The 10,308-nt window shown below is 70.1% G+C and carries 11 protein-coding genes, 1 tRNA gene and 2 pseudogenes; 2 read left to right on the forward strand and 12 right to left on the reverse strand.

Going from position 1 to position 10,308, the window contains the following annotated elements; genetic code table 11:
- The 6 genes from ACG2DA_RS19465 to ACG2DA_RS19490 all read right to left on the reverse strand — a co-directional run.
- On the reverse strand, window positions 1-286 hold a 286-nt coding region (locus ACG2DA_RS19465; RefSeq protein WP_395257921.1), incomplete at its 3' end, for a hypothetical protein.
- 56 nt (window positions 287-342) lie between these two features.
- Window positions 343-1,308, reverse strand: coding sequence for a bifunctional DNA primase/polymerase (locus tag ACG2DA_RS19470; protein WP_395257923.1), 966 nt, complete (start codon window positions 1,306-1,308; stop codon window positions 343-345).
- A gap of 134 nt (window positions 1,309-1,442) precedes the next feature.
- Entirely contained in the window at window positions 1,443-1,946 is a 504-nt protein-coding gene (locus tag ACG2DA_RS19475; RefSeq protein ID WP_395257925.1) for a hypothetical protein, read from the reverse strand.
- A gap of 97 nt (window positions 1,947-2,043) precedes the next feature.
- Entirely contained in the window at window positions 2,044-2,445 is a 402-nt protein-coding gene (locus ACG2DA_RS19480) for a hypothetical protein (RefSeq protein ID WP_395257927.1), read from the reverse strand.
- Window positions 2,446-2,717: 272 nt separating this feature from the next.
- Window positions 2,718-3,122, reverse strand: coding sequence for a hypothetical protein (locus tag ACG2DA_RS19485; protein WP_395257929.1), 405 nt, complete (start codon window positions 3,120-3,122; stop codon window positions 2,718-2,720).
- Between the two features lie 146 nt (window positions 3,123-3,268).
- Window positions 3,269-3,478 carry a helix-turn-helix domain-containing protein gene (locus ACG2DA_RS19490; RefSeq protein WP_395257931.1) on the reverse strand — a complete coding sequence of 70 codons (210 nt, stop codon included), beginning with the start codon at window positions 3,476-3,478 and terminating at the stop codon, window positions 3,269-3,271.
- A 173-nt stretch (window positions 3,479-3,651) separates the two neighbouring features.
- Here ACG2DA_RS19490 and ACG2DA_RS19495 point away from each other — a divergent pair, with 173 nt between their 5' ends.
- Both ACG2DA_RS19495 and ACG2DA_RS19500 read left to right on the forward strand, forming a co-directional pair.
- On the forward strand, window positions 3,652-4,749 hold the full coding sequence (locus ACG2DA_RS19495) for a hypothetical protein (RefSeq protein ID WP_395257933.1): 1,098 nt from the start codon (window positions 3,652-3,654) through the stop codon (window positions 4,747-4,749).
- 389 nt (window positions 4,750-5,138) lie between these two features.
- Window positions 5,139-5,972: pseudogene (locus ACG2DA_RS19500) on the forward strand (tyrosine-type recombinase/integrase); the annotation flags it as partial.
- A gap of 319 nt (window positions 5,973-6,291) precedes the next feature.
- On the opposite strand, the gene ACG2DA_RS19505 reads toward ACG2DA_RS19500, so the two are convergent.
- From ACG2DA_RS19505 to ACG2DA_RS19530, 6 genes and pseudogenes are all read right to left on the reverse strand, one after another.
- Window positions 6,292-6,362, reverse strand: a tRNA-Gln gene (locus ACG2DA_RS19505).
- Between the two features lie 141 nt (window positions 6,363-6,503).
- The gene (locus ACG2DA_RS19510) at window positions 6,504-6,899 is read right to left on the reverse strand and encodes a hypothetical protein (protein WP_395257935.1); all 396 of its coding nucleotides are present in this window, start codon (window positions 6,897-6,899) and stop codon (window positions 6,504-6,506) included.
- A 35-nt stretch (window positions 6,900-6,934) separates the two neighbouring features.
- Window positions 6,935-7,666, reverse strand: a complete 732-nt coding sequence (locus tag ACG2DA_RS19515) for a hypothetical protein (RefSeq protein ID WP_395257937.1) — start codon at window positions 7,664-7,666, stop codon at window positions 6,935-6,937.
- Complete coding sequence (gene rpoN, locus ACG2DA_RS19520; protein WP_395257939.1) at window positions 7,663-9,156, reverse strand: RNA polymerase factor sigma-54; 1,494 nt, start codon at window positions 9,154-9,156, stop codon at window positions 7,663-7,665. The genes ACG2DA_RS19515 and rpoN overlap by 4 nt, the downstream gene beginning before the upstream one ends.
- 149 nt (window positions 9,157-9,305) lie before the next feature.
- Window positions 9,306-9,665 carry a YbaB/EbfC family nucleoid-associated protein gene (locus ACG2DA_RS19525; protein ID WP_395257941.1) on the reverse strand — a complete coding sequence of 120 codons (360 nt, stop codon included), beginning with the start codon at window positions 9,663-9,665 and terminating at the stop codon, window positions 9,306-9,308.
- 51 nt (window positions 9,666-9,716) lie between these two features.
- Window positions 9,717-10,308: pseudogene (locus ACG2DA_RS19530) on the reverse strand (hypothetical protein); the annotation flags it as partial.

Raw genomic sequence — 10,308 nt, forward strand, 5'->3', positions numbered from 1 at the left:
CGATCTCCCCAGCCCGCGCGACGAGTTGGCTTTCGGCCGCGTCGCGGTCGAAGGCGTGCCCTTCCTCCGCGGCGACGTCGCCGAAGCGGTCCAGCAGGTTCCCCCGGGCGTCGGCGGAAACGGCGTCGACCGCGTCGGTCGTCATCACGCGGTTCCCGTCGGGATAGTAGAGGAAGGCGGTCACCCGCGCGCCGTCGGGGTGCGGGACGCAAATGAACTGGGCCGCCGGGGCGTCGGGGGCGAGGTCCGGCGGGTCGGCGAGCAGCCGGAGGGCGGGAGCGGTCATCGGGAAGATTTCGTGAGTTGAGTCGAGGTGTGACATGGCGTGTTGCGGCCGTCCGGTCAGCGGGCCCGGCGGCGGAGTTGCTTGGCGAAGTCCGGCCGTTCGACGGCCGGCGACCGGGGCCGCGAGAACGCGCTCTCGATCGTGGCGAGGGCCTTTTCCTCCTCGGCGGCGTCCCAGGGGGCCGCGCCGAGCAGCAGGGCGGCCTCGGCCCAGGCGTCCTCGTGGCCGTTGCCGTTCAGGTCGCAGGCGGCGCGGAACAGCCGACCGTTCCAGTCCGGCCCTTCGCCGAACTCGCCCAGCAGGAACCGCTTGGTGGTCCGGCAGACGCCGGGCAGGTGTTCGACCTTCAGCCGGTGCGCGGCGGTCATCGCCGTCGGCGGGGCGGCGGCGGCCGGACGGACTCCGGCGACGCGGCGCCCCCCGGCGGCCTTGCGTTCGGCCTGGGCGTGGAACTCGGCGACGATCGCCCCGGGCAGCGGGGCCAGCGGCAGGTCCAACGGGGAGAGCCCCTCACGCCAGCGGTAGCGGCGGCCGGAGGCGTGCGTCGAGGGCACGCCCTGGATCAGCCCGCCGGCGCCGCGGAACTCCAGCTCCGCGTGCCACGGCGTCAGCTTGGCCGCGGCCGGCAGGCCCGGCGGGGTTTCGAAATACAGGTGGAACCGGTCCGGGTCGGCCGACCCGCTGTCCGCCGTCCAGGTGACCGGCGCGCCGCCCAGCCGGTCCGCCAGCGCGGCGGCGGCGGCGGCCGAGTCGACGTCGACCACGGTCGGCCCGACGCCGCCCAAGCCGATCGCGATCCCGTACTCCGGGCTGATCCCCCACCACCGCTGCGCCTCCTGGGAGGTGGTGACCGCGCCGGCGTCGCGGCGGTCGGCGTAGGGGAAGAACGGGCGCTTCTCGCCCGGCTCGGTGGGCAGCGTGACCCAGCCGAGGTTCGCGTAGAACCGCTCGGCGGTGCGAGAGTCGTCGAAGACGCCGTCGGCCGCGGCGGGGTCGCGCCCCGCGAGATTGTCAGGTAACATTGCAGTCGTTGAGGAGCGGCCGCGTCGCCCCCCGGCCCCGGCAAGAGCGTGGGCGGGCGGCGCGGGCGCGTTGCAGTCGGCGCCGGGACTCGAGGGCCCCCGGCGGTGGCCCGGAAGGTGGTCTCGTCCGCGTGTCAGACGGTTTCGGGGTCGTCCCCGAGGAGGTCGCGGGCCTGCTCGGTCAGCAGCGCCGTCAGCTCTTCCGGCGTGGAGCCCGGGAGCTCGGCCAGGACGGTGAAGCCGACGTGGGAGCCGACGTGGGAGCCGGCGGCGGGGGCGTTGGCGTCCGCCCCCTCGGCGTACAGGACCCGCAGGTCGTCGGCGGCGAGCGCCTTCAGGAATTCCGCGGCCCGGTCCGGCAACCGGCGGTCGGGGCCCGGCAGCGAGTACTCGACCAGCGCCAGGGCGGCCTCGCGGGCGCCGCGGGGGAGGGCCCGGACGGCCAGCTTCGGGCGGAGCGGGTTCAGTGCCTCGCGCTGAAGCCGGCACCGCGTGAGCGGCCCCGGTTCTTGGTTGCGGGACGGGTAAACCGGTCCCCCTGCGGACTGGCGTGGGGGAGGCGAGTAGGTGATGCTCATGGCGAACGCCAGTTGAAGACAGGCGGTCAGGAAAGTGCGGCGTCGGCAGCGGGGCGCCACGCTCCGCCGGCACGCCGCAGGCCCCGTCCGCCGCCCGCGCCCGGTGAGGGCGATGGACAGCGGTACGGGGCGGCGACTTATCCGGCGGCGACTCGGTCTAGCTCTTCTTCAGACCGATCTCGCCGACCGTCTCGCGAACCGCTTCCCCCACGGGCCATATGCCGCTCTGCCGGTTCAGCTCTTTTTTCTCGGGGACCTCGAGCAGCAGCACGACGGTGTGGGGGTCGGCCCAGTCCTGCCGTCCGTCGTCCGGGGCGCCGCACCCGCCGAAGGCCCGCTCGGTGACGCCCTCCGCGTCCAACCGCGCCCGCAGGGCGGCGAGCCTCGCGGGCCGGCCGTCGTCCGGGCTGTTATCGGCGAACGCGATCAGGCCGGTCTCCCCGTCGAAGAACACCTCCCGCTGAACGTCGGGCGTCATCGTCTTGGCACAGACGGCGAAGGCGTTGGCCCGGGCGGTCAGCTCGGTCTGAGTCATGGCGATCTTGGTGGTCGTTTTCATCGTGAAGTCTCTGGTTGGGGAGGGCCGGCCGGACCTCGCGGTCCGGCCGGCGTTGAGAGCGGGGCGGCGACAAATGCGACCGGGGCCTAGAAACCGGCCGCTACGCACCGGAGGGGACTCTCAGAGGCCGCCGTCGCAGAGCGGTCCGAGGTCTTCACGCCGCACCGGCACCCTGCCGGCAGTCGGTACGCTCCAGGCCTCGTCCGCCGCTTCCGCTCCGTCGGGGGGAGGGCGGAGGTGCGGTGCGGCGACGCTTGCGGCGATTCGCCGGACTAGCCGACGTGAGTGAGGCCGATCTCGCCGACGGTGGCTCGGACCGCGTCCCGCACCGGCCACACGCCGCTCCGCCGGCTCATCCCGTCTTCCGCGGGGACATCGAGCAGCAGCACGACCGTGTAGGGCGTGGCGTAGGGCGGTTGATCGTCCTCCGGATCGGCGTACCCGCCGACGGCTCGCTCGACGACGCCCTCAACGGAGAGCCTCTCCCGCAGTGCGGACAGCCGCTGGGGACGGCCCTCGTCCGGGTTGTTGTCGGCGAACGCGATCAGGCCGGTGACCTGGTCGAAGAACACGTCCCGGCGGATCCGGAACGCCATCGTGCCGGCGCACATGGCGAAGGCGTCGGCGCGGGCCTGCAGCCCGGTCGGGGTCAACTCGGTCGTGGTGGAGGGTTTCATCTGGAACTTCTTGGGAGGGAGACGTGGGTGATGCGGGCGCACACCGTGCCCGCCACCGGCCGGATCGCTCCGGCGGCCTGTGGTGGGGGCGGCGGTCGGGCTGCCGCGGAAGAAGTGACCCGTGCGGTTACTGCCCGGGCGGGTCGTCAGGCGGCGGTTTCGTGTCGCTGCGCCCAGTCGGCGAGAGCTGTAGTCCTGTACCGGACCAGCCGGCCGATCCGCACAGCGGGCAGGTCGCCGTGCGGAACGGTTAAGTCGCGGAGGGTCCGTTCGGAAACGCGGAGCAGGTCCGCAGCCTGCCGCGGATCGACGAGCACGGAAGCCGGCTGGACGTCGGCTTGGGGGATCGCGGTCATCGGGGTAAGGTCTGAGGGAGGAGGACCGTCGGCACCGGCAAGCGGTTGGCGGCGGAGAACGGCTGCACGTTACGTCAATATCCCAATGCGACAACGCCCAGGCGTTGCCTCGGCGGAGATTTTTTGGAAACTCGCTGCTGCTGTGCGCCGACGCTCGTGTAAAGAGCCAAACGATGACTGCCGCTACGGGCCCGCCGCTCCCCGACGACTCTCTCGTCGCCTCCGCCCTCCGGCGGCTGATCAACGACCGGTTCGGCGGCCAATCTGCTGCCGTGCGGGAACTCGGGATCGCTCAGGGCACACTGTCTGCGGCGATGCTCGGCAAGCACCTGCCTAGTGCGAAGCTACTCCAGGCGCTCGCCGCCGTGGGATGTGACGTCACGGCTTTGCTTCGGGGAGGGCGTCCCCTCGGTGACCGGGTGCATGGCCCGCTAGGCACGGCCTTATTCGAACTCGAATGCACCGTCGACCGACTTATGGAGCAGTCGCGGGGAGTCGAGGACTGGAGGCCTCTCCGGAGAGAATTGAAGCGAAAAGCGATCAGCTCGCGGAAGGAGTTTGAGAGGCTTGCCGCCGCCGGCAAGCTGCCGGACGAGTGGCCGGCCGAAGTGAGGGCCGGCCTACTTCTCAACGAGTTTCGGATCTATCTGGACTTCTTGGAGGCAGAAGCTTCGCTCAACGCCCACGCACCGACCCCCGCCCGCGCCCCCGCCCGCGACCTCGAACTGCCCCCCCCCCGGGGCGGTATCGTACCGCTCTTCAACGAATTCCTACCCGGCCCGCCACTGACTTTCTCCGGCCGTGCCGTGGGGGCCGTCGCGCTTCCAGAGCAGTGGGTCCGCGACGGAGCTTACGCTGTCTGGACAGGACTGCCGGTGGGCGGAGACCCTGAAGGTGACGGGAGCGGGGCCAGAATCCTCACCAGCGATCCGCTGAACGACTCAGGCCTCGATGACTGCACGGTGCTAGTCTGGACCGGAAAGGTCCCGCGGTGGATTGCGGGTCCGCCCGTCGCCCATTCCGGTACTGCCGTCACCCGCCGGACCGTGCTGCGGGGCGATCAGTCCTTCGAGTGCGTTCTCCCCCCCATCGTGCAGACTGAGTACGGTCCCGCCCTTTCCCAAGCGCACCGGTCCCGTTCGGCTTCGAAAGGGAGCTGGGAGACCGGTGGACCGAAGTACGCCCGCCCGACCGATCGGTTCGCCGAGGGGGATCGGGGCAGACGGCTCCGCGTTCTCGGTTATGCGGCCTATGTTATGGGGCCAATCTGAAGCCGCCCGGGAGTGCGCCCCGGTGCGCGTCCGCCCTCCCAGCACGCCGGCGGCCCTATCTTGAACGGTCTTAAAATTGGCCTTTCTTTAGCCGCCTGTTCCGTGGGGGGGGCCCGCGTAGGGGCGACAATCCCCAGTCGATCGTACCCACCTGCAACCCACCGGCGCCGGCACCAACAATGGCCTCTCTCTCCACCGATCCGAGCGGCGGACGCCGGATTCAGTTCACCGGCCCCGACCGTAAACGCCGCACGCTGCGGCTTGGCAAGACGCCTAAGAAGACCGCCGAGCAAGTGAAGGGAATGGTTGAGCGGCTGCTGGTCGCCCGGATCGCCGGCCACGCCCCCGACGACCACACCGCCCGCTGGGTCGCCGGCCTGGACCGGACGATGCACGACAAGCTCGCCGCCGTCGGGCTGGTCGCCCCGCGGACGTCCTCGACGGTGGCGGACTTCGCCGCCGGCTACGCCGCGGGCCGCACCGACCTGAAGGAGACCACTCGCACGCATCTCTCTCGCTCCGCCGAGAGCCTCGCGGGCTTCTTCGGCTACGAGGCTTCGCTGCGGGATGTCACCGCCGCGGACGCCGACCGCTACCGCCGCTCTTTGCTCGACACAGGCAAGGAGGAGAACACGGTCCGCCGGGAGGTCGGGCGGGCCAAGCAGATCTTCACCGCCGCGGTGCGGGCCGAGCTAATCGACCGCAACCCCTTCGCCGACCAAAAGGTGCAGGTGCGGGGAAACCCGGACAAGTTCCGGTTCGTCACCCGCGAGGAGACCGGCCGGGTGCTGGACGTCTGTCCGGACGAAGAGTGGCGCCGGATTGTCGTGCTCGCCCGATACGGCGGCCTACGGGTTGTCAGCGAGCTCGTCCCGCTGACGTGGGGCGACGTGGACTTCGCCGCCGGCAAAATGCATGTCACCAGCCCCAAAACCGCCCACCATGAGGGCGGCGGATCGCGAGACGTTCCGCTGTTCCCGGAACTGCGGGAGCACCTCGACCCGACCGGGAGAAACCTTGCCGACCAAGTGGTCCCGCGGGCCGCCGACGGGGGAACGAACCTCGGCACGCAGTTCAAACGAATCATTAAAGCTGCGGGCCTGGAGCCGTGGCCCAAGCCGTTCCACAACCTGCGGGCGACCCGGCAAACGGAGCTGGCCAATGAGTTTCCCGAGCACGTGGTCTGCAACTGGATCGGCAACTCCGCCGCGGTCGCCCGGGAGCACTACCTGCGGGTGACCGACGACCACTTCAAGCAGGCCGCCGGCGGGGCGGATGCGAACGCACCGATAGGCGAAGAAGCCCCAGGCGACCGCGACGGGGATCCCGCTAGAGATTGGGACGAACCGAATGGAGCGACCTCAGAGGATGCCTGCGGAGCCGAAGGCGACGCAGAATCCGACGCACGGGCGACGCATTTCCCGACGCAGCAGGCAGCGGCGGGCGACGGCACTGCCCGGCACGGTCGAAACCAACCCCTTCCACGCCAACGGCTTACGCCATTTCACGCCGCGACATGCCGGCGCTCGCCATCAACAGCGAATCCCCGACTAGGATTCGAACCTAGACTAACAGAACCAGAATCTGTGGTGCTACCGTTACACTATCGGGGAACGACGGCGACCGCGGCGTCTCGGGAGACGCCCGGCGGTCGGGCCGGGCGCACAGGATACGGCCTTCCAGGCGATCGGCCAACCGACTTCGGGGTCGATTCGTGCAACCCGACACCCGAACGCCGCGCCGGGTTCGGCCGCTCAGTCGGAAACGGGCGCCGCGGCCTGCGGGGCGACGCTCGCCACGGTCGGCGGAGCGACGAGCAGCGCGGGGTTGAGGGCCTCGTCCCCTTCGTCGTTCAGCCAGCCGAACAGCCAGGCGCCGAGGGCGACCGTCAGCAGAATCAGGATCAGGCCGATCGTCCCGGCGATCAGCCGCGAACTGGACCACGCGGGGCCGGCCTCGGCCGCGTCGGTGACCAGCAGTTCCGCCTCCGCGTCAGAGACTTCGTGGGCGTTGGGGGAGAGGACTGGCGTCTGCGAGACGTCCTCCGGGTCGACGACGTGGTGCGGCCCCGGCGGCCGGAACCGTTCCCCGGCGGGGCTGTCGTCGACGGGGCGATCGGCGGCGGGATCGCGGGGGTGCGGGTCGGCCACGGCAACGGCTTTCGGGGATGAACGAGCCCGCGACCCTACCCCGCCCCCGCCCGGCCGACACCGGGGGGTTCCTCACCGCGGCCCCCGCCCCGGGCCTTAGATCGCCGCCCAGCCCACCAGACGGACAGCAGAACCGCGATCAGCGCCAGAACGCCAACGACCGCGATCGCCGCCCCGAACAGCGTCTGCCAGATCGCCCGGAGGACGGGAAACTCATATTGCCGGTCATAGACGAACAAGTCGCCGGCGCCGTCCTCCGCTGCCGGTCGGGTCACGTCGATTTCGAGCGTGTAGGTCCCGGCCAGGACCGAAGGCGGGATCTCGCCGACGGGTAGGCCGCGGGCCAGAAAGCCGCCGGCGTACGGCCTGAGAGGCGAGGAAAAGACGAACTCGCCGCTTTCGCCCCGGATCGTCCACGTGCCGCTCAGCCCTGTCAGGGCGGCGGCGGTGCGGGCGGCTTCCGCCCGTTTCTCCTCCGCTCCGGCGAAGGGGCCGCGTCGGCTGTTCTCCACAGCGACGAGGGTCGCGGCGGAATCCCGCTCGGTGAGGTGCAGCGGCGTGCGGTACCGCCCTGGCCGCGCCCATTCGACCGCCACCCGAGCCCGGTCGGCGTCCTGAGCCGCCTGCCACCCCGCCCCACGGCGGTATCCGTCCGCTGCAATCGCCGCGCCGACGGCCAGAAGCAGAACCGCGACCGCTCCGCAGCCCGTCCGACCGTCGCCCCAGGGGCGGGCGGCCGGAGCAGGCGGCGCGGCGGCGGGACTCACACGTATTCCCGCCGCTGCCGGGACGAGGGGATGCCCATCTTCTTGCGGTACTTCGTGACCGTGCGGCGGGCGAGGTTGTAGCCGTCCTCTTTCAACGCCTCGACGAGAGCGTCGTCGGAGAGCGGCTTCTTTTTATCCTCGCCCTCGATGATCGCCTTCAATTTGAGGCGAATCTGGTTCCAGGAGACGTCTTCGCCGTCCTCGGTGGTCGTGCCGCCGCCGAAGAACTGCCGGAGGGGGAACAGGCCGCGGGGGGTCTGCACCCATTTATCGCTGACCGCCCGGGAGACGGTCGTGACGTGAACGCCGACTTTCTCGGCGATCTCCTCCATTTTGAGCGGGTGAATATGCTCCGGGCCTTTATCGAGGAAGTCCCGCTGGTGCTCGACGATCGCCTCGGTCACCTTTTTGACCGTCTGATTGCGCTGCTCGATGCTTTCGATCAGCCACTGGGCCCCCTCGATCTTCTTCTTAATATATTCTTTCGTCGCCGCGTCCGGGTTGTTGCGGAGCTGCTTAATATAATACTTGCTGATCCGCAGGTTCGGCGTGTACTCGTCCAGCAGGCGGACGGAGTAGTTGCCGTCGTCGTCGCGGTCGACGGCGAGGTCCGGCGTGACGGCCTGGGCCGGAACGCTGCGGAACTCCCGCCCGGGGTGCGGGTTGAGGTGGGACAGCTCCTCCGCGGCGGCGGTGATCGTCTCGAGGTCGTAGCCGGTTTTCCGCTGGATCGCCGGCAGGCGGTTGGCGGCGAGGTCCTCCAGGTGCCGGGAGATCAGGACTTCCAGCTCCTCCCGGTACTCCAATTCGTCGTTGAGTTGGAGCAGCAAGCACTCCTGCACGCTGCGGGCGCCGACGCCGGGCGGGTCGAGCTTCTGGATCAGGCTCAGGGCCCGTTCGGCGTCCTCGTAGGTGACGGCCCGGCCGTAGGCGCTCATCAGGTCCGGCAGGCCGCTTTGCAGCCGGCCGTCCTCGTCGAGGTTCTGGATGAGGTAGGTTCCGAAGGCCCGCACCTCCGGCGTGGTGTCGAAGTAGCCGAACTGCTCCACCAGGCTGTCGTGCAGGCTCTGCGTGCGGGCCGGGGCGTTCGCCATCGCGTCGAACGCCCGGTCGCCGGCCTCGGCGACGCGGTTGGAGGAGGGCTTGGAGCCGCTGGTGTAATTGTCCTCCGGCCAGCTCTCGGCCATATCGACGAGGCGCTCGAAGTCGTCCGCGTTGCCGTCGTCGTTGTCGACCTCCATCGGGCCCTTTTCGGACTCCGACCGTTCGTTCTCGTCCTTGGCCCGTTCCCGTTCGGCCTTCTCCTCCGTCTCGGAAACGGTGCGGTCGCGGTCCTCCACCTCCAGCGTGACGTTCTCCGCCAGCTCCTGATCGACCCGTTCCTGCAGCGCCATCACGGGCAATTGCAGGATCTCCATCGACTGGATCATCCGCGGAGCCAGCTTCATCTGCTGGCTCATCTTCATGGACTGCTGAAGATTGATGCGCACGGCGATCCCCGGGACGGGTCGGTTGAGGGTGGCGGGCGGCGGGAAGGAACGCCGCGGGGCCGGAATCGGCAGCCGCCGGATTCGGCGGACGGTTCAGTGTACCGCGGGGTCGGACCCGACGCGGCGTGAGACGGGACGCGGGGCGGGCCTCACATCCCGACTTTGGCCAACATGTCGCCTAAACCCGGCACGTTCAGATCCTCAGCCTCCTTGGAGATCATCTCCTTGGCGGCGGCCTTGGCCTTCTTTCCGGCGTCGTTGGAGGCGTCGATCACCAGTGTTTGCAGTTCGCCAGCGTTCTCCGGGCCGCTCAGCAGGGCTGGGGCGATGCGGCAGGCGACCATCTCGCCGTGGCCGGTGACGTCCACCTCGACGGCGCCCTCGCCGGCGCTGCCGGTGACGACCATCTCGCCGGTTTTGCGGTGCACCTCTTTGATTCGCTTCTGAATCTCCCCGAAGTTCGAGGCGAGGGCGGCCATATTGCCCAGACCGCCGAGTTTACCGAACATGAGCGAGCGACGTTGCGGGAACGTGAGGGGGAAGACCGGACGACGCGAACGTCAGTCCGACGCGGACGCGGCGGCCGGCGGCAGGGGTTGGGAGGTCACCTGCCGGGCCTCGAACAGGTCGACGGCCCGACGCACGAAGGGGTCGGCGATGTCCTCCGGGTTGACGGGCTCGGGCCGGGAAGCGTCCCGGGCGGAGCGTTCGGCCTTCGCCTCCTCCCGGGCCGTCCCGTTGGCGGGGGCGGCTTCGAGGGCGACGGCGAAGGCGACGGGTTTCCCGACGATCGCTTTCAGCGCCGCTTCGACCACGGGGCGTTTCGCCTCGCACCGATCGGCGGCGACCTTCAGAGCGGCCGGGAACCGCAATTCTACGCGATCCGGCCCGAGAATTGCTAGAGCGGAACTCTCCCGCACCCCCGTCAGGGCGTTCCCGGCGCCGATCTCCTCCTTCAGGCGAGCCAGAACCCGCTCCTCGTTGCCCTTTTCCAGCGGCAACGCGGCCGCGGTCGGGGCCTCGGGTTCATCTGATCTCGGCTCGCTCTGGCCGGAGTCGCTCGGCGGCGCCTCCGCACGCTCCGGCGGCGGCGCGTCCCGCTTCGGGGGCGGGGCCGGCTCAGGGGCGGTGCACTTTTCCTGTAACGCCGCG

Source organism: Alienimonas sp. DA493 (assembly GCF_043951915.1).
Lineage (GTDB): Bacteria > Planctomycetota > Planctomycetia > Planctomycetales > Planctomycetaceae > Alienimonas.

Bases quoted from the DNA above. Each gene is read 5' to 3' on its own strand.
- ACG2DA_RS19470 (WP_395257923.1), bottom strand. From the start codon at position 1,308: ATGTTACCTGACAATCTCGCGGGGCGCGACCCCGCCGCGGCCGACGGC.
- ACG2DA_RS19480 (WP_395257927.1), bottom strand. From the start codon at position 2,445: ATGAAAACGACCACCAAGATCGCCATGACTCAGACCGAGCTGACCGCC.
- ACG2DA_RS19485 (WP_395257929.1), bottom strand. From the start codon at position 3,122: ATGAAACCCTCCACCACGACCGAGTTGACCCCGACCGGGCTGCAGGCC.
- ACG2DA_RS19490 (WP_395257931.1), bottom strand. From the start codon at position 3,478: ATGACCGCGATCCCCCAAGCCGACGTCCAGCCGGCTTCCGTGCTCGTC.
- ACG2DA_RS19495 (WP_395257933.1), top strand. From the start codon at position 3,652: ATGACTGCCGCTACGGGCCCGCCGCTCCCCGACGACTCTCTCGTCGCC.
- ACG2DA_RS19525 (WP_395257941.1), bottom strand. From the start codon at position 9,665: ATGTTCGGTAAACTCGGCGGTCTGGGCAATATGGCCGCCCTCGCCTCG.